Origin of the sequence: Pseudomonas sp. SED1, assembly GCF_034044025.1 — a bacterium.
Taxonomy (GTDB): Bacteria; Pseudomonadota; Gammaproteobacteria; order Pseudomonadales; family Pseudomonadaceae; genus Aquipseudomonas.
This window is the reverse complement of the sequence record NZ_JAXCIS010000123.1, coordinates 37,637-57,674: the sequence shown is the minus strand read 5'-3', so window position 1 is coordinate 57,674 and position 20,038 is coordinate 37,637. Positions and strand designations below refer to the sequence as shown.

The window sequence follows — 20,038 nt, the reverse complement described above, 5'->3', positions numbered from 1 at the left end:
TCGTTATCTCTTGAAATATGTGTGCGAGTCGTCGCCAATGGCTAGGGGTGCTTTACGTTCATTTATGAGCACCTCAGTGTTGAAGTGTGGACCATGATTGCCTTTTGTATGACCTAAAGAGTGCTCGCGAATCTCGATTATCCGATTCTTTAACTCAAAAACATATACCCTTCCTTGAGTGTAACGGTCTTGATCCGTAATTGTTTCTCGACGCACATGTTTAGGTAGTTGATTTTTTTGAATTCCTGCAATTTTTTTTGCCCTCCTGAATGCCCCATTTCTTGAGAGCTTACTATCGGATCCTTTAGGCGGCTCTACGTCGCCTTCGTTTACCTTGGCTTTGCTCGTGGGGTCTTCAGCGCGGTGCGTCGGCTTACATCCATCCCCACCCGGGCAGGTACTCAACCCCAACGGATCCACCCACCCCGTCGGGTTGGGCGCGTATTGGTATCCGTTCAGCCCGCCCGCCAGCTTCACCGGGTCGGGCGTCAGATAGCGGCCAATGTCCGGATTGTAGTAGCGATGGCGGTTGTAGTGCAGCCCGCTTTCCGGGTCGAAGTATTGGCCCTGGAAGCGCAGCGGGTTGGTGAGGGTATTGACGTCCAGCTTCGCGATTTGGCCGTAGGCGCGGTAGTGGGCGGACCAGACGATTTCGCCGTCGGATGCGGTGAGTTCCTGTGGGGTGCCGAGGTGGTCGAGTTGGTAGTGGAAGGGTTTTACGTCTTCCGGGCCGTAGCCTTTAAGCAGCGCTAATGGGCGAAAGCTATTGGGTTCGTAGAGGTAACTTTGGTGGTGATCGACGCTGTGCTCGGCGATCAGCTTGTCGCCTTGCCAGAAAAACTCGGTGGTCTGGCCTTTTAAGGTTTTGGCGATACGCCGTCCAAACGGGTCGTAGCGATATGCGGCCTCGGTACCGTCCGGCTGGATGACAGCAATCAGCCGGTGTTGGCAGTCGTAGCGGTATTCGGTAACCAACTGTTGAGCCCGGCCCCGGCGTTCGCGCAGGAGATTGCCGAAGGCGTCGTAGTCGTAATGACGGTCGCCTTGCATCAACAGGCGGTTGCCTTTGACGACGCTGGGCCCGACGCGGTCTTGCATCAGCAGATTGCCCGCCGGGTCGTGGACGAAGCGTTCCTGCAGGTCTTGCTCGTGGTTGGCGCGGGTCAGGCGGTCGAGCGGGTCGTAGTGGTAGTCGTGCTGGCCTTTGCGGGTGTCGAGGATGCGGGTCAGGTTGCCGCGTTTGTCGTAGTCGTATTGGCGGCGCTGGTGGCGTTGTTCTTGTTGGGTGATGGCGTGGGCGTGCAGGCGGCCCTGGTCGTCGTAGTGGTAGTGGCTGAGGAGTTGGCCTTGCTGGCGCTGGTGTTCACGGCCGGATTTGAACAGGTGCGAGGTGAGCAGGTTGCCGTTGAGTTCGATGGTGGCAAGGTCGCCGCCTTTGTCGTGGTGAAAGGCCAGGCGGTTGTTGTCGGGCAGGCGCAGGTAGTTGAGTTGCCCGCATTCGTCGTAGCGGTAGCGCAGCGTCCCCCAGCCCTGGTGCTCGGCAGTGAGGCGGTTTTGCAGGTCGTATTCGTAGTGAAGCGGCCAATTACCGTCGTCGACGCTGAGGAGATTGCCGAGGCGGTCGTAGGTGTAATCAACCGTGCTGCGGTCGGGCAGGGTTTTTCTTACGAGGCGCCCGGCAGCATCGCGCGCATAACCGGTAACCAGCTGACTGCCGTCATCGCCGTATTCGGTCTTTTCCAGCAGGTGCCCGGCAAGGTCATAACCGTAGGCAGTACGCCGGCCATCAAACCCGATTTCCTGCTGGATCAGGCCATTGGCGTGATAGTCGAGCCGATAGGTTTCCCCAGCCTCGTTTTCGATCTCGGTGAGTAACAGCCGGACATTGTCGTAGCGGTAGTTGAGCTGCGTGCCGTCCGGATTAATCCGACGGCTGATCAGGTGCAGACCGTCGGCATACTCATAGCGAGTTACCCGCCCCAGTTCATCACGCTCGGCAGTGATTTTTCCGTACGGGTTGTAGCTGAATTCGCGAGTGCCACCGTCGGGCTGAATCACCTTCAGCAAGCGACCCACGGCGTCCCACTGATACTGGGTCAGCGCGCCATGCTCATCCTCGCAAGCCACCTGTCGCCCCAGGTCGTCATAGCGATAACGCCGCACTCCGCCATTCACCAGCTTCTCTTCGGTGAGCTGGCCACGCTCGTTCCAGATCAGCCGCTGGCTGCTGTTGTCCGGATACCAGACGCCGGTGAGCTTTCCATGTTTGGTGTAGGTGTATTCGGTGTAGTTACCATCCGGATCGGTCTTGCGGGTGATATCGCCTTGATCGTTACGCTGGTATTTCCACACCGCGTCACCACGGCGTACAACCCGTACGAACCCGTTGTCATGCTCGTAGGACGTCGGCGCATCGTCACCGGGAAACAGCGCAATCAACCGACCGGCTTCGTCGTACTGATACGCCGTCACCGCCCCCAACGGGTCCTGCTCGACCGTCAGGCGGCCTTTTTCATCGTAGGATTTGAAGTGCTGCGCGCCGTCCGGATCGGTCCGCTGCACCAGCCGTGCGCGCTGGTCATGAACGTAGACTTCCTGGCTGCCATCGGCGTTGTGCACGGTGACGGTGCCGTTGTCGTCCCACACATACCGCGTGTCCATCTGCGAAAAGCTGGCCCAGTGCCGGACACACCTTGCAGCCTTGCCAGACCTTTCCCACTCCCAGAAGAAACTCGCCCCGCCGGCCAGTTCCCGTTCCAGGATCACCTGTTGATCGTCGTAGCGATAACGCTCGCTTTCGCCTACCGCGTTGGTCGCCTCAACCAACCGCCACGCATCGTCGTACTTATAGGCAACAACGTTTTGCTCGGTAACCCAGCCGAGTTCCCGCTGCACTTGATAGTCGACCGCAACGATGTGTCCACGGTCATACCGCAGTAGCAATCCCTGGCCAACGTGGTTATCGATCCGCTGAATCCGTCCTGAATAGTCGCGGGAAATGCGCAGCCGGTTGTCATACGCATCGCTGATCGACGTCAGCACACCGTTGCGGAAATGGTAGAAAAGCGAGGCCTGAGCCAGTACCAACTCATCAGGCAAAGCGCCCAGATAAATCGCTGCTTCCGCCAGGCTATTGGTGATGGCCGGCCGCGCAGCAGAGGGCAGGGGGACGGTGGTGCTGCGGTTTTCGTGATCGGTCCATACCACCGATTCGCCACTAACCACCAACCGCTGCGCCAGCGAATTACTCCAGCCAAACCCCAACCCGCAATCCACTTCCACTGCACTGCTGCGATACAACCGCGTCCAGGCAAACGGCAGCACACCTTCCAACGAGCCGTCTGTGAGGGTCAGCAGCTCCTCCCCTGTAACCATCGAAACCGGGCAGCCATTGGTTGCGGTCTTATCTGCGGGAGCGGCCGCGTCACCGCCGGGGTTCTTCGCAGAGGAGGGAACGTCATCGACATGCGCTTTCTCGCGAACCGCCGTGTTCTGACGCGGCCCCCAGCGCATCTGCACGCCACCCTTTTTCAAACCCTCAACAGCGCCCCGAACCGCCACGGCCTTATAGCGATTCGCTGCCCCAATAAAGCTCTGAAGAACTCCGAAAATACCCTTCACAAACTCAATGGCTGCCTCAACAATCCGAGCGCCATACCTGAGCGCACGTGAACTCAGATAAGCGATGCCCGCCGCCGGCAAAACAACCGTCAGCAACGCAGCCACCAACAAGTCGATCAGCAGCGACACCACAAACCCGGCCACCGCCTCGGCGGTACTCCCGGCAACCTCACTCGGCGGCAGCGCAGACAGCCAAATCATCGCCGTGCGCAACATCAGGTACAGCGCCGCTTCATCACTGGCCAACAACATGGCCTGTTCCATCACCTTTGGCGCAGTGCGAGCCATCTCCCTCAATTCGCTGGCTTTCGCCCCCAGGCTTTCAAACAGCTGGCCGGGGTCCTTGAAGATCTCCTGCACCTGCTTGATGGCGTCCCACACCCCGGTGATCGCCGCCCAACTTCCCGCCAGCACGCCATTGCCAATCGCACTCGAAGTGGACCTTTCCCAATGCGGCTTAAACCCACTCCATTCCTTGCGCAGCCAACTTTCCAGGTCAGCAGTCAAACCGTCGTAAGACGAAAACAGCGCCTCGACCTGCTCCTGCGAAACCCCACCCTGCACCCGCACCCGGTAACGCTTGCCAGCCACGCAGTGGTGAAAACCTTTCCCCTGTTCATCGAGCATGACCACGGTTGAACTGCCGTCATCCAGCCCAATCACCTCAATCGGAATACCTCCCAGCGGCACGTCATACACCGACTCGAACTTGCTCTCGATCTCCAGTACGCCACCCACCTCACAGCGCACTACCGTCGAGAAGTTGTCATCGGTCATGCTCACCGACGTGCTCGAATCCCCCACCCGAATGATTCGGTCCATTCCCAGCAGCGACGGCAAATCTGTCGCATGGCTGACCTTGTCCAACGCCTGCGAATACCAGGCGCTCATCTGCTGGCGATACACCGCCAGGCTCCGATGAAAGCCATCCAGTTCGTGTTCGATATGGGCAATGTGGGACGAAGAAGCAGTCATCCATGACGTCTCTGCAAAGAGGAGGCGTCGGAGTCTGCAACAGCAAACTAGGGCCTGGACGAGTGGTCCGCAAAATCAGATTGGGCTTACGGGGAGGGAGATTTTTTCCGTGTCGAGCCGCTGCCCGGCACTACGTAAAACGGCGATTCAGCTTATTGATTACCGCGTTCTCCCCAGCATTGCGCCGGGGAGGAGCCGGTGTCGATCAATCGTACAGCCACGGCTTCAGCTCTTGCAGGTTCTTCACCACGATCTGCTGGGCTTCGGGTTTAGGGTCCAGGTTCTTCGGATCGATCTGATAACGCTGCAGGACATATTTCACCAGCGCCTGGCGACTAGGGATTACCAACTGCCCGTCGACCATGCCGAAGTCCGTCTCGATGATCGCCCGCTGGGTCGGCGACAATCGCAGGTCGGGTGCTATCACCAGGTCCACTGCGGTCTCCCAGACCGTGTCCTCGTCGATCAGGTTTTCCGACTTGTCCAGCAACTCCGGCTCGCCCCTCAGGCGGCTGAGCACAAAGTCACGGTACTTACGGTTCTTCTCGCAGTAAGCCCGCACATGCCAGCGCATGCCCGTGTACACCAGGGTATGAGGCGCAATCAGGCGAATCTCCGGCTCCGGGTTGGCCAGGGAAACGTACTCGGTTTCCTGGCGCAGCCCCTCGCGGCAGGCCTTGAGCAGTGGGCGCAAAATCTGTGGCCGAATGCTGCGGTCAGGCACTTCCAACACCTTGGAATGGGCATAGGCCAACGCCAGCCCTTCAATGTGCGGCGCTCGTTCATTGTTCTGGTACAGCAGGTGCAAATAGGCGCTGGCGCTGTCGTCGATGAACCTTGGCTTGAACAGTTTGCTCGGGACATAGCCCTTGAGCTGCTTGTCATATGTCAAGTTTCGGGGCGCATGCTCGTTGATGTACGTGTTGATGTCCTTCGACGCCTGCTGCCGGCTGATGCCGAAGCTTTGGATCAAGTGCCCCGTGGTCAGGCGCCCTTCCCACCAGGCGACTGTCTCGATCAAGCGATAGCGAAGTGCCAGGTCCCAACGTACTTGCTCAATGGATTGCTTGCGTTTCATGACCCCTCCCATGTGTGCCATTACTTTACCTGTATCTGTCCACAGTATGGACCTGTAATCAAAGGCTACATATCGTGTGGCTGTCTTCGGGATTGCCCGAAGCTAAAAAAAGGAAAAAGGACATGGGTATGTCGGAGTTGATTTCGACAAGTGCGTTGGTGTTGATCGGTGTGATTCTGCTGGTGTTGTTGATGCAGTACCTGCGGCTTCGGGAGATCTGGAAGTTTGTGATGGGCTGTCGCACCGCGACACGCTGGGCGAAGATCCGGGAGATGGAGAATCGTGAGTTAAAGCGGGCGTTGCGGGCGGAAAGGGCGCGGGTGGCCGAGCTGCGAGGAAGGCTTGAGGTCACGTGAGGCTATGTATACCCCAATCGCTTGCGGGCAAGCGATTGGGGTTGGAGCCACATTAAGCAGCCTGGAGCACCGCCATGCGACCGTTGGGCAGCGACAGTAACAACCGGTTTTCTTCCGAGTCGATCAGCTGTTTGGCTCGGTGTTCGATGCGGTGGAAGGTTTCAGCTTTATCGCCGATGCTGCCGCGGACCAGTTGGCGATGTTGGTCATTGAGGAAGCCTTTATAGAGCCCAATAGCGCCTTGATAGCGCTCGGAACCATCCTCCAGAATTTGTTGTGCCAACTGCGGTTTGCCGACGCGAGCGGCCAGCAGGTACTCGGTGTGCATGCCCAGCGGCATGATTTCCAGCATCATGTGAGCGAAGTTAACCACCAGCTCATAGTGCTTGTTGGTCAGCTCGTTGCTGTTGTGCGCAAGGTTCAGAATGTTATCGATGAACGACAATGCGTGGTTGCGCTTGGCGGCTGCCGTGGCCAGAAGCGGGTAGGCCACTTCCTTGATTTCATGGGCCAGGCTGCGGTCTTTCAGCAGCGTACGGGCGACCTCTATGGCGCCGATGTAGTCGGTGACCTTGTCCATGTAGTAGATGATGTTTTGCGAGTGCAGGTCTTTGGATATTTCGTCGACAGTGCTCTGGATCTTATCGAGCTTGGCGGCCAGGTATTTGGTCTGGATGATCAGGGCGCCGAGGATCACGCACGTCGAGGCAGCCGCAGCCAGGACCGTGGTCATTTGTGCGGCTTTGATCGCCTCTTCAGCAGACTTGATCAGCGTCTCCTTGAACGGCAAGTGCTGGATGATGCCGGTCTCGCCGCTGCCTGCTTTCCAGTAGGCCACGCCGTCATGGATGACGGCTTTGCCCTGTGCCAGCGCATCCAGCAGTTTTTTGGAGAAGGCGGACTCATCGAGCACCCAGATTTTTTGCAGCAGGTCGGCGGCAGCTTGCATTAGAAACGGTCCTCTTTTTCGTATTTTCGGCGCATGTAGGCGATCTGGATAACCGCCGGAATCGTGACTCGGTAGGCGGCGCCGCTGAACATCGGAATGGTAATGGCCAACGCCGCTACCGGCCCTGCGAAAGCGGCCACGGCGCGCCCGCCTATCAACGCAGCGGCGCCGCCTGCGCCCATGGCGGCAGCGCTACCGAAGAACTGGCGCGCGGAGGTCGCGAGCCACGCCGACCACTCGAACGAGCTTTTACCGCCTGAGCTGATCGCCTTGATGATGGCCACTATCGGCATCGAATCAATGGCGTCTGGCAGGTTCATCGATTCCATGGCCTTGTGTTTTTCAGCATCGGACATGCTGTCCCAGGACTGTGCGACCAGCCGTTCGATCAGCGTGTTTTCGATGTCATAGGCCGACGCTTTACTGTCGTATTTGGCTTTTGCCTTGTCGCAGACGTCGCTGAGCATTTCCCGGTACAAAACACCCTGGCGGCGGAACAGGTTGACGATGGAGTCACCGGCAAAATGCTGCAGCTCACCGGCGACCAACTTCCAGCATTGGCGCCATTGGTTCGGCTGTCCCTCAAGCTGTTTGAATTGCGGGTCGTCGGCAATCTCGCTGGCCACGCGTTTTTCGCCGTCGTCATCGAACATCAGGTACTTGGCCAGTTGGCGGATGTCGTCCTCTGTGCAGTACTGGAGAAACGCCAGGTCATCATCCGGTCGGTAGGTGATACCCATTGCTGTAATCCTTTGTCTGTAGTGAAAAGTGGGGTGAAGCCTGCCTAGCGATCTTCCTGAATCACCCAGCGCACTTCGATACGCCGTTGTTGTGCGTCCTCGGGGGCGATGCCGGGAATGGGCTGGGAGTCGCCGTAGCCGGCCACCACCACGCGTTTTGCGCTGGCCGTGTCGAGGTCGCCGATGATCAACTTGCGGGCCTCTCGGGCGCGTGCGGCGGACAGAGTGAAGTTGTCGTCGTATACCGTGCAAAACGCCTCGAAGTTGGTCACTGGGCGTGATACGGGCAAGTTGTCGGTATGGCCTTCGATATACACTTTTCCGCTGCTGAAGGTGGCCAGGAAGTCAGCGATACGCGCCTCGATACTGGCGAACGCCAGTTTGGCCTGATCAGTGACACAGGCGCTGCCGCGGCCGAAAATACCGTCCCGCAAGGTCATCTTCTGCGCGTTGATGTCCAGCACAACCAACCCGTCGTTATCACTGGTTTCCAGCGAGGCCTTGAGTTGGCTGAGAATCGCGCCAACCTTTTCGCGTTGTGAGGTGCTGCTTTTTTCCATCTCCTGCTTGTGCTTGAGGTCGGAGTAGGTCTTTTGCAGCACCGACATCACCAGTAGCAACATGACCACGGCCATGACTCCGGCCATCAGGTCAGCGATGGACACCCATTCATTTGGTTTGTCTTTCATGGGGAAACCTTCACGCCTCTACGGCACTGAGACTCAAGGGCTTGAGGCGCGGGGCGGGGTTTTCAAGCCGCTCTACAATCCGTTGCAGCGGGGCCTGCAGTTGGCCAATCGCGTGTAACTGTCGCTCGTCGTCGGCAGCCGACTTGAGTGCGAGCAGGTGCTCGTCCAGGCGCTGCAGGCTATGCCCGATCATCTCGACCCGGCCTGCGACGGTATCCATTACCGGTTGCAAGGGGCTGGCGTGTTGGAGCTTTTGCAGTTCAGCGACGAGTTCCTCGATTGCGACGGCGCTACGGGCGGCTTTTTCAGTGACGTCCTGGAATTTAGAGTTGACGGCGATCATGCCCCGACTGCTTTCCGACACGGCCTTGAGCCCAGAGACAATGCGTTCACGCAGGTCCCCGACCAGGTCGGTCATGCTCCCAATATTTATGTTCAGGTTTTCGCTGGTCCCCAGGAATTCGATTTGGGCATTCTTCTGGATTGCCATCGAGTCTTCGTTTGACTTCTGTATCTTGTCCATCGTCTGGCCGACGCTACTGGACAGGTTGGTGACGGCTGTTGAAATACCGCCGGTGGCGTTGGCCATGGTCGCGGACATAGTGGCCATATTGTCTGTGAAGCTGTCTCCCATCTGGCCGATGGTACTGCCCAAGTCTTGCTTGATACTGCCCAGTACATCGGCAACACCATCCTTGAAACCACCGATAGCCGACTGCAGTTCCTTGGCTGACAGGCCCACATCGCTGGCAGCACCGGCCATCTGCGTGGCCGCCTCGGAAATCGCTGCCAGGTTGCTGATATTGGCCTCCATATGCTCCAGGCTTTTTTGCGCGGCATGGGCGGCCTTGAGCTGTTGTTTCTGCCCTTCGTTGTTCTGTTGCTGAGTGCTGGCGGTGTCGCGCAAAGCCTCCAGCGCTTGCTCGGCGTGGGTGTTGAGGTTCTGAACTTCGGGCAGCAGGGCTTGCTGCAGATCCTGAACTGCGGAGTGGGTCGCGCTCGCCGTGATGCCGTGTTGCTGCAGATGCGTGACGGTTTCCAGCAGGGCATCGCGTGCCTGGTTATTGCTGGTGTTAAGCGTCTGCACCTCGGGCAACAGGGCTTGTTGCAGGTCCTGGATGGCCGAGTGGGTCGCACCCAGCGTGACGCCGTGTTGATGCAGGTGAGTCAGCGTCTCTTGCAGCGCATCACGAGCTTGGGCGTTGCTGGCGTTGAGGGCCTGCATCTCGGGCACCAGGGCCTGCTGCAATGTCTGGACAGCCTTGTGAGTGGCAACCTGGATGGCGCCAGAATGCTTGTTCAGTGTGCATTGGGTTTCAAGCAACGCGTGATTTGCTTGCCCTTGGCTGACCAGTGTCTGGTCAATCCTGCCCAAGGCCTCGATCAGTGCATATTGGGTTTGCTGGCGTTCCTGCTGTTGTGCCAGGCGGCTGAAGTCGAACGCGGCTTTCATCTTGCCGACACACCAACGCAGGCGTCGCTCCTCGTAGCCATTGCGGGCCGACCACGCCTTGAGCAGCAGGAAAGCCATGATGCCCCAGGTGGATGTTTTGAACTTGGTGCCCAAGCCTTCCATCATGCCCATCAGGTTGGCCATGGCATTGTCCATGCCGCCCCCTGCATTGGCTTCGAGCAGGATGGTCGAGGCCTTGTTCAGGGCGATACCCAAGCCGAGGAACGTACCGAGCAGCCCCAGGATCAGCAGGATGCCGGGCATGATGTCCGCGAGCTTTTCGCCGGGGCTGGCCACGGCAGCACTGATCTCATTGACCGAGCCGTGTTCCACGTCCAAGTCATCGACTTGACCGTTGCCGTTCCATCGCTTTTCCCAGGACTCTGAGGTAGCGCCACGCCATACGCCGATCAGCGTCGCGGCGATCAGGATCAGAAACAGGCCGCCAAAAAACAGCTGTATGGGGTCGTTTCCCGGGATCAGGAACGCGATGATTTCGTCGAACTTCACGCCACCACCTCGACCAGCCTGGCCGCTCGGGCGCGACTGGCTTCCTCAAAGATATTGGCGAAATCGATGATCAGGAACTGCTCGGACTCGCTGAGCTCCTCCCATTGCTTACCGTGCTGGGCACACTCGATGATGATCATCCCGGCTGCGCTGCTGTCTTCGAGCAGGTATTCCTTGTCGGCGAAATCCTCGGGATTTTTTTCCAGCATCTGCAGGAAACCTTCGGCGGCAAACACGTAGCTGCGCATTTCATTGGCGCGTTTGCGCTTGCTGTCCATCTGGGCTTTGAGGGCCGGCACCTTGGCCTGCAGGTCGGCCAGTATCGCGGCCTCTTCAGCATCCAGTTCAGACAGACGCTGGCCGATTTCCAGACGGCGCAGCAGCACCTGATCCTTGGCGATGGCTTGGCTCTGGGCTTTCCATTCCTGCTCCATGGTGTCCAGGTTGCAGCCCCAGGCCATGATCATTTCTTCGAACACGAACGGGATCAACTTCTGCTGGAAGCGCGCGTAGATGACTTCGTCCAGGCGTTGGGTGTCGGCGTCGCTGATGCTCGGAGTTTTCTTCAGCAGCTCGGCGCCGATCTCCATCAGGAACAGGTCGTCGGCATTGATAACGTGGATGTCTTGCGCCAGCATCAGGCGTTTTTCGGTGTCCTTGAGCAATTTTTGCGCGGCACGCAAGCGCAGGTAGTGCTCAAAGTCCTCAATGTTGTTGTTTTCCATGACGTGAGTGATGCGCGTATTGAGCTGTGCATAGCTGGTAATCAGGCTGGCCAGGTCGATGGCCTTGGCGGCATCACCGCGCACCTCGCTGCGGGCCTCGCGGAAGGTTGCTTCGTGTTCTGCCGCGGTGGCCATTTCCTCTTTACTGAGGTTTATGTCGTGCAGGTCCTTGGCTCTCTGAATGACCCAGTGAATGGCGGCATCGAGTTTTTTCGCCATGGCGGTCTTGTCCCAGGCCACCAAGGCATCCAGCGCTTTGTCGAAGGCCGCGATGGCTCCGGCGACCCAAGGAAAGGCGGGCAACGCGGCCGAAGTCCATTGCACGGCGAGCTTCAGAGCCGGCTGTACGACCTTTTCAATAAAGGGCTTCACCTTCTGCCAGACGCTTTTGACTGTGCCGACAAACGTCTCAGCCTTTTCTGCCATCAAGCCGATAGCTTCTCTGGCTACTTCCTTAGTCTTTTCCCAGGCCGACGAGGCAGCTTTTTTGATGCCGCCCCACATTTTTGAAAGAATTCCCATGACGTTGCTCATTATTAAGTTATTGAAGGCCTAGCAGGCTTTTGGCACGGGCCACGTCCTGCTCGCTGTGTATTCGGGTGGGAGGCGGTGTTGCTACCTGGAGGTGACTGGCCAGGACTTCATCGATAGCCGCGTGCAAGTGCTCGGCGTGCAGGTACGGGGGCCCGCCGTTTTTCTCGGCGGCAAGAAACGACTTGGGCAGTGCCAGGCGCATGCACGTGCGGATTTCTCGGCCAGATAGCCCGTCGGAACGCAGGCTGGCACTGTCGATCAACGCTCCGCGCGGCCCGGCCAGCGGAATCTGCGGCACCAGAAAACGCTCCCAAAGCTGTTGCCGGGCGCCCAGGTCGGGCAAACAGAATTCGACGTGGTAACCGATCCTGCTGCGAAAGGCCTCGTCATAATTCTTGGCAAAATTGGTGGCAAACACCACGATGCCCTCGAAACGCTCCAGCTCGATCAGCAAGGTCGAGCGCATGGCATTGACCTCGTTGTCCACGCCCTGGGTGACGGACGACAAGCGCTTGCCGAGCAACGTGTCGGCTTCATCGAAGAACAGCAGCGCCCCGGTTTGCCGGGCCTGTTCGAAGGTCGCCTGAATGTTCTTGGCCGTATCGCCCATGAACTTGCTTTCCAGCTCGGCGATACCCAGTGCCATGAACGGCAGCCCAAGCTGACCGGCGAGTGCCTCGGCACATAAGGTCTTGCCGGTGCCGGGCGGGCCATAGAAGTTCAAGATGGCGGTCATGCCCATCGGGTCTACGGCAGCAAAGCCCCAGTCCTGGTAAATTTTCGTATGAAAGCGCAGGCGCGCCAGGCACTCGTCCAACTGCAGCCGGGTGCGCGCAGGCAGCACCACATCCCGCGAAAGGTTGAAACGCGCTTCGCGCAGAGGTGTTTGCAGCGCAGGGGGCGTCGCCTCCGATAAACGCCGGTGGGCGATCGAAGCGGGAAGATCAGTCATGGGAGAGCCTGGAGTGAGCGGGGGCCGTTAGGCAGGTACAGCAGAGCCTTGGGCCAACAGAGCGGATCCTTCGCTGTGACATGGTAACTGCCTTGTACTGCCGGGCCTGGGAGGTGTTGTCAATTGGTTAGGAGCCTACTACAGGGGGTGGCTAGTTGCTACCACCCTTTAGGCGAAGGTCATTCACTGGCAACCGGACATTACTCAGGCTGACAGTGACCGGTCCAGCTCGCTTCAAACTTGACCAGGTCCGTATACATCCGTTGGAGAGCTTCAATCTGATGGGACAGTTGCTGTTTTTTGTCTGCAATCGCTTTAGTTGCCTTATGCCAAGGCAGCTCATCGCCCTGCGCGCTATGCAGAATGCCCTGCAGTTCCTTGAGCTTGAAGCCCAGCTGCTGGGCGCACTTGATAAACATCAGGAGCTCGACGCTTTGTGCTGAATAGATCCGATAGCGGCCCTCCCGCTGCGGCTGCGGCAACAGGCCGATTGCCTCATAGTGACGAATCGCCTTGATCGTGGTGCCCGACAACTGCGCGGCTTTGCCGATGTACATGAAAAGTCCTTTTCCCAAAGAGAGTACTGGCCTGTTGTAGCCATCGGTCCCGTTGCTGTGGCGTGGAGCCGAGTACCGGTCCGAACAACAGCGTCTTGATCGGCTGAATGCCACAAAACGCCAGTGTTGTCTTGCGCATCTGATGCAGCGCGGGCATGCGGTAGAACCACCTGTAATACCACGGCGGCGTGTCCAGGGTCACCAGCAAATGCGCGGTTCGGCCCTTCAGGAGTTTGTCGGGGAGGGCCTTGCCTTTGCGGTATTTGAAGGCGAAACCGGACAGGAAAATTCGGTCGATAAACCCCTTCATCAGGGCCGGGATGCCACCCCACCAGATGGGGAAAACAAACGTCAGGTGATTGGCCCACAGGATGTCGGATTGGGCGCTGAGCAGGTCGGGTTCCAAGGGTTGGATCAGGCTGTAGCCATTGTGGAGGATCGGGTCGAACGTCAGGTCGCCCAGGCGCAGGACGCGTACTTCGTGGCCGGCAGTTTTGGCGCTGGTGACGTAGGCGTCGGTGAGGGCAGAGCAGAAGCTGGTGCTGGAAGGGTGGCCGAGGATGACCAGGATGCGTTGGCTCATGGCGGTGGAGTCCTGAAAGGTAGGGCTTCAGGGTGAGGTGTGACCTTAGGGGGAGAGTCAAGAAGTGGCAGTGATTGGGAATGGCCAGGAAGACTCATCCCTTTCATTTGCAGGACGTTTCCTAGAGAATTCCAAGCGCTTGCGCCAGCAAAATCCCGCGACTAGTCTGCGTTCCGTCACCGCATATTCGGTGATCGGGTTTAGTCGCCCGGACAACGCTAGGCGTACAGCGCCATCTCAAAGCCAGGTATTTATCGCCTGCACTTTATGGTGGCTGTGCGCAGGGCACCTTCGGGTGCGCCGGTGCCTAGCGGCCGGTCGACTAACCTGCGTACAGCTGCCACCTTCTGATCGTTTAGTCGCGAGAGGTTAGTGGTTCAACTCACTGCTAGGAGTTCTACCATGGTCAAAGTTACCCCCGATCCACCCGCATTCCATAAAGCCTTACTCCGCGACACTGATGCCTCACGCCGAGTGATTGATCGCTACCTCAAAGCGCCGGACGCGCAGCCTTCACCCACCCCGTTTACCGTTGATGACGAACTGAGTTTCGAAGATGCGCTGGCCCATGCTGCCGAGTTGCTGCATTGCGCCGTGGCGACCGCCCAGGCGTCGACCGAGCCGCTGAATGGCGCGCAGCGGGCAGTCATGCATTTGGTGGAGATGTCGAAGGTGGTGGTGGATAGGGCGTTGGATTGCTTGCAGCCGAGGTGAGGATCCTAAGCCGACACTGAGGTAACGACGCATTTGGTCAGCAACCTACTGACCAAATGCTGATCATCACGGCTCAGGGGCGCAGATCCCGGCAGACAATTGTCATCGAGTAAAGCTGTCCCCTCAGGCGTATGGCTTGAAGTCGTTATTGTCGCGACTGAGTAACTGCATCAGCTTGGGATGGATGAAGAGCTTTTCCTTGCCAACCTGAACCTCTTGCAGAACGCCGATGGCGACTAGCTCTTTGAGGTAACGGGAGGCTGCTTGACGCTGGGCAATCTGTTTGTCGACGACGTTGCTGATGCGGCAATAGGGCTGTTCGAAAATAACGTCCACCAGTTCGCGGGAATAGGTTTTCGGCAACTGCTCGCGAACGAACTGTGTGGTGTGTTCGGACAGGCTGCGGATGGCGGCAATTTTGGCACATGTCCAGCGTGCGGTTTCTTCTACTGCGCTAAGCATGTACAGCAACCAGGGTTCCCAGGCTTGTTCACGAGTGACATCAAGCAACAGGCGGTAGTAATCGGCTCGATGGGCAATGATGTAACGGCTAAGGTAGAGAATCGGTAGATTCAGCAGGCCTTCCTGGATCAGGTACAGGGTGTTGAGCACTCGCCCGGTACGGCCATTGCCGTCGGTGAATGGGTGAATGGCTTCGAATTGATAGTGACTAACCGCCATACGTACCAATGGATCCAGGTCGGTCTCGTTGTGCAGGAAGCGCTCCCAGTTGGCGAGCATGTCACGTAAGCGATCTTCGCCTTCCGGTGGGGTATAGATGATCTCGCCGGTTCGGTCGTTGGCTAGCTGGACTCCTGGCACCCGGCGTATATCCATGTTCACGCCTTTAAGCGTGCGGCAGATTTCGACTGCAGTACCGGTGGAGAGTGGGCGTTCGGCCAACGATTGATAACCCTTCTGCAGGGCTCTGCGGTAGCGCAGTGCTTCCTTGGTCGCTGGGTCGGCATGGCTATCTCCATTCTGAGCGTGCTGAAAGAGCAGGTCCGTGGTGGTGACGATACTTTCGATCTCCGAGCTATCCTTGGCCTCCAGCAATGGAATGGTGTTGATCAGCATTGTCTGGTTAGGGATCAGCTCAGCCGCTTGCTTCAATTCGGCCAGGGCTGTGCGGGCCTCAATGCAGCGTTTGAGAACTGCATGGGTTTCCAGAACAGTTGCCGGTGGCAAAGTGGGAAGCTGGTTGTAGGGCTTGTCAGCCTGCCAGGGAAGGTGGGATGCGGTCATGGATGGGGCTCGGTCTTTGACTTATCCGTCTAAAGGTAAGAGGGGCTCATCAGGGCGCCCTTTCGTGGCGTCAGTGTAAACATGTGTGCACTACGTGTCGCTATATTTTGATTTCTGCGACACGTCTTGACGTCATGTCGTTGGTAACGACAGGTATGCGAAACGTGTTCTTGGAGCGGGCTTTTAGCGACGTATCAGGCGAATGTCCTGAGGATGGAAAAGACGGCTTGCGTGCCTTGGAGCGGTTGGCGCGTTCTCAAATAGCTCGATGCCTGGCAGGTGTAGTGCATTTCTTCCAGGCATTAAAAAGCCGGCTTGTGGCCGGCTTCTCGGGGACTGGTTCAGCTTATTTTTGGTAAACCTCACCAGCCTTCAAATCGTTCACCCAAACTCGCGCCCGGGTGATAAGGGGCATCAGCGGGAACTCCTCCGCATCGCCAGGCAGGGCGGACCGGCTTCACGCCAACCCCCTGCCAAATGTGCGGCGGATAATACCCACATTCGCCTCAATTTCCCAGCTTCGGATCCGATTTAGAGCCTTCGTAGCCCAATAAATGCTCATCCAGCGGCACTGGTGGTCGGCGGTTATTCAGTGTCGCCCACCAGAACACCCAACCCAGAATCTCAAAGTTCTGCTCGTGCCGCTGTTCGTAGGTCAAAAACTCGTCCGGATGCTCTGCGCTGTTGTGGCTGCGCATCCGCAGGCCGCCTCCGGGGCGGTTGTAGAGGTATTTGATGCGCAGCATTCCGTCGTGCTCTACCGCGTAGATTTCGCCGTCGATGATCTGTTTGCGGCCACAGTCGATCGCGAGGGTACTTCCGTCCTGGATGATGTCGATCATGCTGTTGCCAACCATGTAGGCACCGAGTGCCCGCTCCGGGTTTACGCCGATGGTTTCAAGGGCGTGCAGGGAGAGGCGGATGCTTTCGGTTGAGGTGAAGGTGGGATGGAGGGGAATCTCCACATCGATTTTTACCGGGCCAGAGACCGGGTGGGTGATGTAGTTGCCGCTGTTTTCGCGGGCAATACGGTGTGAGACGTCTAAATCGGTTCCTTCCAGTAGGTAGTTAGCGGGTGGATGTTTGGGGCCTTCGCCTGTACGCAGCCATCGGCTGGTGACGCACAACAGTTCTGCGAACTCGTTGAGCCGGCCCATGGGGACGCCGCGTTTGAACCAGTTGTTTACGTGCTGAGGCGTAACATTGCGGTTCTTGGCGAAGTCGGAAGCGGAAAGATGAACTTCCCGTAATAGCGCTCTTAAGCGATCACCTGATGTATTCATAAACGCAGAGTTTACTGGCCGTAAAAATAGATCAAATAAACCATGCGTTGAGTTGCCGTATGTAGGTGTTTCCTTATTGAGGGAATGTTCTACCGGATAACTAAGCTAGTTAAACAGTAGCTGTAAATGTGTTTATTAAAATGCTCGGATGTTTATATTTTTCCCACAAAAAAAGCCCCGATTAATCGGGGCTTTTTTGAGCGTGTAGCGGTATCAGCCTTTGTAGGCAGCGACCGACTTCATGATCTCGGCGCGGGCGGCGTCTGCGTTGCCCCAACCGTCGATCTTCACCCATTTGCCTTTTTCGAGGTCTTTGTAGTTCTCGAAGAAGTGTTTGATCTGTTCCAGCAGCAGTGGCGGCAGATCGGTGTATTCCTTCACGTCGACATACAGCTGGGACAGCTTGTCGTGTGGTACTGCGATAACTTTGGCATCGCCGCCGCCATCGTCAGTCATGTTCAGGATGCCGACCGGGCGTGCGCGGATAACCGAGCCTGGGGTAACCGGGTAAGGGGTCACGACCAGCACGTCGAGGGGGTCACCGTCGTCTGCCAGGGTGTTAGGGATGAAACCGTAGTTGGCCGGGTAGAACATCGGGGTGGCCATGAAACGGTCAACGAACAGGCAGTCGCTGTCTTTGTCGATTTCGTATTTGATCGGCGCGTGGTTGGCCGGAATCTCGATGGCGACGTAGATGTCGTTCGGCAGGTCTTTGCCAGCCGGAATCTTGCTGTAGCTCATTGGGCGTTGCCCCCGTAGTTGGCCATGGAACATGGCCGGATTGGCCTAAAAGTGGCGGCGATTATAGGCATATTCTGACGCCGATGCCATGCGTCAGACGTCGTAGGACGCTTGGCGTTCAGTCTGATACCGCACGTCGCCGGCCTGCAGTTGGTGCAGGCGCGCCAGGGGATCCTGGCGGTAAAAGTGGCGCAGTTGCTCGTACACCTGTGGATAACTGCTGACCAGCAAATCCGGGGCACTGAAGAAATATTCGCTGGTAACGGCAAAGAACTCGGCCGGGTTTTCCGCGGCGTACGGGTCTATGAGCGTTTCGGCGTCCGGGTTGTGGTCCAGTTGACGGTTGAGGTCATCAAAGGCGCTTTGCATGACGCTGGCCCATTCCTGCACGCGCATGTCGTGGTGCAACGGCGGCAGGCCGTTGGCGTCGCCATTAAGCATGTCCAGCTTGTGGGCCAGTTCGTGGATCACCAGGTTGTAGCCTTCCCAGTTGCCGCTGGCCAGCACACCGGGCCAGGCGAGGATCACCGGGCCTTGCTGCCAGGCTTCGCCGCTGTGTTCGCCGTCCCACTCGTGTTCCACGCCGCTGGCGTCGCGATGACGCTGGGGGCTGAGGAAGTCGTCGGGATACAGCACGATCTCGTGGAAGCCCTGGTACCAGTCGAGGTCGCCAAGGTTCATCAGCGGCAGTTGTGCCTGGGCAGCGAGCAGCAGGCGTTGTTCCTGGTGCAGTTCGACGCCGGGTAGGGCGGTGAGGTGTTTTTCGGCGAGGAACACCACGCAGGCTTCCCGCAGCCACTGGTCTTGCTCAACGGTGATGCCGTCGAGGAAGGTCAAGTGGTGGCGCACCCGCTGCCACGTTTCATCGGCAATCGGGTGCTTGGCCAGCAGGCGCCGGCGACGCCAGGCGCTCAGGGACCACATCGCAGGTTATTGGGGCTTGGCTTCGGAAGAGCTGCGGCCAAAGCGGCTGCGGAACACGCCGATGATCATCGGTACCAGCGACAGCAGGATGATGAACACCACCAGCAGCGACAGGTTTTTCTTGATGAACGGTACGTTGCCGAAGAAGTAGCCCAGTGTCACCAGGCCGCCGACCCACAGGATGGTGCCGAACACGCTGAAACCGAAGAAGCGCGGGTAAGGCATTTTCGCGATGCCGGCGACGAACGGTGCAAACGTGCGCAGGATCGGCAGGAAGCGCGCCAGGGTCACGGTTTTGCCGCCGTGCTTGTCGTAGAAGTCGTGGGTTTTTTGCAGATAGTCGCGGCGGAAGATTTTCGAGTTGGGGTTGCTGAACAAGCGTTCCCCGGCCGTTCGTCCGATCACGTAGTTGGTACTGTCACCCAGGATGGCCGCGAGCATCAGCAAACCGCCCAACAATACCGGGTCCATCCCACCGCCCGCGGCGATGGCGCCGGCAATAAACAGCAAGGAATCACCCGGCAGGAAGGGCATGACCACCAGGCCTGTTTCGCAAAAGATAACCAGGAACAGAATGGCGTATATCCACACTCCGTAGTTTCTCACCAGCATGTCGAGGTACACGTCGAGATGCAGGATAAGGTCGAGCGGGTTGAAATCCATGGATGGCACCTGTGTGAATGGCCTGGCTCAGCGGGCCTGTGCGGAGGCTTCGGGTAATAAGGGCTACAAGGTTGCGGCGTAATTCTTACGACCCTGAAAGGTCCGCATTATACGGATAGAGTCGTGAAAAGCGTGTTGGTTTTGTAGCGGGGGATGTCGCGACATCGATCTTATTCCAGGCACAGAGTCAGTGTGGGAGGGGCCTCCCACAACCGATGCATGAGCTTTGGTTAATAGATGTCAGTCATCGCTGATGGGCAGCACGTAGTTCTTGAACTCGGTGTCTTCCCGAAAACCGATGGACTCGTAGGTCTTCTGCGCCACCAGATTGTCGCTGCTGGTGGACACACGCAGGCGCACGGCGTGAGTTTCCTTGGCCATCTTCTTCGCGGTACGCATCAGGTTGTCGGCCACCAACTGACGGCGTGCGTCTTCGGCGACGTAGATGTCGTTGAGGATCCACACGCGCTTGAGGGACAGCGATGAAAAGCTTGGATACAGCTGGCAGAAACCGAGCAGTTTCTTGTCGTCATCGTCGGCCAACGCCAGATAGATCACGGATTCCTTGCGGCGCAGGCGTTTTTCCAGAAAGGCGCGGCTCGAATCAGGGAAAGGCAGCGCACCGTAGAACTCACGGTATTTGACGAAAAGCGGGGTCAACAGGTCCAGGTGTTCCAGGGTCGCTTGAGTAATCCGCATGCCAGGCCTCAACTTCCAAATGGGGTATGACCACACAAGCGGCCGTG

At 58.0% G+C, this 20,038-nt stretch carries 18 protein-coding genes; 2 read left to right on the top strand and 16 right to left on the bottom strand.

Annotated elements, in window-relative coordinates; genetic code table 11:
- Nucleotides 1-3 precede the first annotated feature (3 nt).
- Entirely contained in the window at nt 4-4,596 is a 4,593-nt protein-coding gene (locus tag SNL23_RS15885; RefSeq protein ID WP_318302715.1) for an RHS repeat-associated core domain-containing protein, read from the bottom strand.
- Nucleotides 4,597-4,801: 205 nt separating this feature from the next.
- Nucleotides 4,802-5,674, bottom strand: a complete 873-nt coding sequence (locus tag SNL23_RS15880) for a WYL domain-containing protein (RefSeq protein ID WP_318302714.1) — start codon at nt 5,672-5,674, stop codon at nt 4,802-4,804.
- A 122-nt stretch (nt 5,675-5,796) separates the two neighbouring features.
- Here SNL23_RS15880 and SNL23_RS15875 point away from each other — a divergent pair, with 122 nt between their 5' ends.
- Nucleotides 5,797-6,030, top strand: a complete 234-nt coding sequence (locus SNL23_RS15875; protein WP_318302741.1) for a hypothetical protein — start codon at nt 5,797-5,799, stop codon at nt 6,028-6,030.
- Between the two features lie 52 nt (nt 6,031-6,082).
- On the opposite strand, the gene SNL23_RS15870 is transcribed toward SNL23_RS15875, so the two are convergent.
- From SNL23_RS15870 to SNL23_RS15835, 8 genes are all read right to left on the bottom strand, one after another.
- On the bottom strand, nt 6,083-6,979 hold the full coding sequence (locus SNL23_RS15870) for a hypothetical protein (RefSeq protein WP_076014119.1): 897 nt from the start codon (nt 6,977-6,979) through the stop codon (nt 6,083-6,085).
- On the bottom strand, nt 6,979-7,719 hold the full coding sequence (locus SNL23_RS15865; protein WP_318302713.1) for a DUF3944 domain-containing protein: 741 nt from the start codon (nt 7,717-7,719) through the stop codon (nt 6,979-6,981). Before SNL23_RS15865 ends, SNL23_RS15870 begins: the two co-directional genes overlap by 1 nt.
- A 44-nt stretch (nt 7,720-7,763) precedes the next feature.
- Nucleotides 7,764-8,408, bottom strand: a complete 645-nt coding sequence (locus tag SNL23_RS15860; protein WP_167665708.1) for an OmpA/MotB family protein — start codon at nt 8,406-8,408, stop codon at nt 7,764-7,766.
- A gap of 10 nt (nt 8,409-8,418) precedes the next feature.
- Nucleotides 8,419-10,371 carry a hypothetical protein gene (locus tag SNL23_RS15855; RefSeq protein ID WP_076014116.1) on the bottom strand — a complete coding sequence of 651 codons (1,953 nt, stop codon included), beginning with the start codon at nt 10,369-10,371 and terminating at the stop codon, nt 8,419-8,421.
- Nucleotides 10,368-11,618, bottom strand: a complete 1,251-nt coding sequence (locus tag SNL23_RS15850; RefSeq protein WP_167665710.1) for a hypothetical protein — start codon at nt 11,616-11,618, stop codon at nt 10,368-10,370. Before SNL23_RS15850 ends, SNL23_RS15855 begins: the two co-directional genes overlap by 4 nt.
- A 19-nt stretch (nt 11,619-11,637) precedes the next feature.
- Nucleotides 11,638-12,582, bottom strand: a complete 945-nt coding sequence (locus tag SNL23_RS15845) for an ATP-binding protein (protein WP_318302712.1) — start codon at nt 12,580-12,582, stop codon at nt 11,638-11,640.
- Between the two features lie 200 nt (nt 12,583-12,782).
- Entirely contained in the window at nt 12,783-13,139 is a 357-nt protein-coding gene (locus SNL23_RS15840; protein WP_318302711.1) for a MerR family transcriptional regulator, read from the bottom strand.
- A complete protein-coding gene (locus SNL23_RS15835) occupies nt 13,078-13,722 on the bottom strand; it encodes an NAD(P)H-dependent oxidoreductase (RefSeq protein WP_318302710.1) in 645 nt (214 codons plus the stop codon). The genes SNL23_RS15840 and SNL23_RS15835 overlap by 62 nt, the downstream gene beginning before the upstream one ends.
- Before the next feature lie 402 nt (nt 13,723-14,124).
- Here SNL23_RS15835 and SNL23_RS15830 point away from each other — a divergent pair, with 402 nt between their 5' ends.
- Nucleotides 14,125-14,436 (top strand): DUF6124 family protein, encoded by a 312-nt coding sequence (locus tag SNL23_RS15830; protein WP_017476274.1) that lies wholly within the window; start codon nt 14,125-14,127, stop codon nt 14,434-14,436.
- Nucleotides 14,437-14,559: 123 nt separating this feature from the next.
- Here the strand turns inward: SNL23_RS15830 and fic are convergent, their stop codons facing one another.
- The 6 genes from fic to SNL23_RS15800 all read right to left on the bottom strand — a co-directional run bounded on the left by fic (nt 14,560) and on the right by SNL23_RS15800 (nt 19,991).
- Nucleotides 14,560-15,681 (bottom strand): protein adenylyltransferase Fic, encoded by a 1,122-nt coding sequence (gene fic, locus SNL23_RS15825; protein WP_167665713.1) that lies wholly within the window; start codon nt 15,679-15,681, stop codon nt 14,560-14,562.
- A gap of 506 nt (nt 15,682-16,187) precedes the next feature.
- A complete protein-coding gene (locus tag SNL23_RS15820; protein WP_076014109.1) occupies nt 16,188-16,964 on the bottom strand; it encodes a LexA family transcriptional regulator in 777 nt (258 codons plus the stop codon).
- Between the two features lie 213 nt (nt 16,965-17,177).
- Nucleotides 17,178-17,705 carry an inorganic diphosphatase gene (gene ppa / locus SNL23_RS15815; protein ID WP_003176323.1) on the bottom strand — a complete coding sequence of 176 codons (528 nt, stop codon included), beginning with the start codon at nt 17,703-17,705 and terminating at the stop codon, nt 17,178-17,180.
- Nucleotides 17,706-17,798: 93 nt separating this feature from the next.
- Nucleotides 17,799-18,629, bottom strand: a complete 831-nt coding sequence (locus tag SNL23_RS15810; protein ID WP_318302709.1) for a zinc-dependent peptidase — start codon at nt 18,627-18,629, stop codon at nt 17,799-17,801.
- A gap of 6 nt (nt 18,630-18,635) precedes the next feature.
- The gene (locus SNL23_RS15805) at nt 18,636-19,292 is read right to left on the bottom strand and encodes a DedA family protein (protein ID WP_076014107.1); all 657 of its coding nucleotides are present in this window, start codon (nt 19,290-19,292) and stop codon (nt 18,636-18,638) included.
- A 240-nt stretch (nt 19,293-19,532) separates the two neighbouring features.
- A complete protein-coding gene (locus SNL23_RS15800; protein ID WP_076014106.1) occupies nt 19,533-19,991 on the bottom strand; it encodes a GNAT family N-acetyltransferase in 459 nt (152 codons plus the stop codon).
- Nucleotides 19,992-20,038: the final 47 nt, after the last annotated feature.

Excerpts from the sequence above, each read along its gene's own strand:
- SNL23_RS15885 (WP_318302715.1), bottom strand. The coding sequence starts at position 4,596 with ATGACTGCTTCTTCGTCCCACATTGCCCATATCGAACACGAACTGGAT.
- SNL23_RS15880 (WP_318302714.1), bottom strand. The coding sequence starts at position 5,674 with ATGAAACGCAAGCAATCCATTGAGCAAGTACGTTGGGACCTGGCACTT.
- SNL23_RS15875 (WP_318302741.1), top strand. The coding sequence starts at position 5,797 with ATGGGTATGTCGGAGTTGATTTCGACAAGTGCGTTGGTGTTGATCGGT.
- SNL23_RS15870 (WP_076014119.1), bottom strand. The coding sequence starts at position 6,979 with ATGCAAGCTGCCGCCGACCTGCTGCAAAAAATCTGGGTGCTCGATGAG.
- SNL23_RS15865 (WP_318302713.1), bottom strand. The coding sequence starts at position 7,719 with ATGGGTATCACCTACCGACCGGATGATGACCTGGCGTTTCTCCAGTAC.
- SNL23_RS15860 (WP_167665708.1), bottom strand. The coding sequence starts at position 8,408 with ATGAAAGACAAACCAAATGAATGGGTGTCCATCGCTGACCTGATGGCC.
- SNL23_RS15850 (WP_167665710.1), bottom strand. The coding sequence starts at position 11,618 with ATGGGAATTCTTTCAAAAATGTGGGGCGGCATCAAAAAAGCTGCCTCG.
- SNL23_RS15845 (WP_318302712.1), bottom strand. The coding sequence starts at position 12,582 with ATGACTGATCTTCCCGCTTCGATCGCCCACCGGCGTTTATCGGAGGCG.
- SNL23_RS15840 (WP_318302711.1), bottom strand. The coding sequence starts at position 13,139 with ATGTACATCGGCAAAGCCGCGCAGTTGTCGGGCACCACGATCAAGGCG.
- SNL23_RS15835 (WP_318302710.1), bottom strand. The coding sequence starts at position 13,722 with ATGAGCCAACGCATCCTGGTCATCCTCGGCCACCCTTCCAGCACCAGC.
- SNL23_RS15830 (WP_017476274.1), top strand. The coding sequence starts at position 14,125 with ATGGTCAAAGTTACCCCCGATCCACCCGCATTCCATAAAGCCTTACTC.
- fic (WP_167665713.1), bottom strand. The coding sequence starts at position 15,681 with ATGACCGCATCCCACCTTCCCTGGCAGGCTGACAAGCCCTACAACCAG.
- SNL23_RS15820 (WP_076014109.1), bottom strand. The coding sequence starts at position 16,964 with ATGAATACATCAGGTGATCGCTTAAGAGCGCTATTACGGGAAGTTCAT.
- ppa (WP_003176323.1), bottom strand. The coding sequence starts at position 17,705 with ATGAGCTACAGCAAGATTCCGGCTGGCAAAGACCTGCCGAACGACATC.
- SNL23_RS15810 (WP_318302709.1), bottom strand. The coding sequence starts at position 18,629 with ATGTGGTCCCTGAGCGCCTGGCGTCGCCGGCGCCTGCTGGCCAAGCAC.
- SNL23_RS15805 (WP_076014107.1), bottom strand. The coding sequence starts at position 19,292 with ATGGATTTCAACCCGCTCGACCTTATCCTGCATCTCGACGTGTACCTC.
- SNL23_RS15800 (WP_076014106.1), bottom strand. The coding sequence starts at position 19,991 with ATGCGGATTACTCAAGCGACCCTGGAACACCTGGACCTGTTGACCCCG.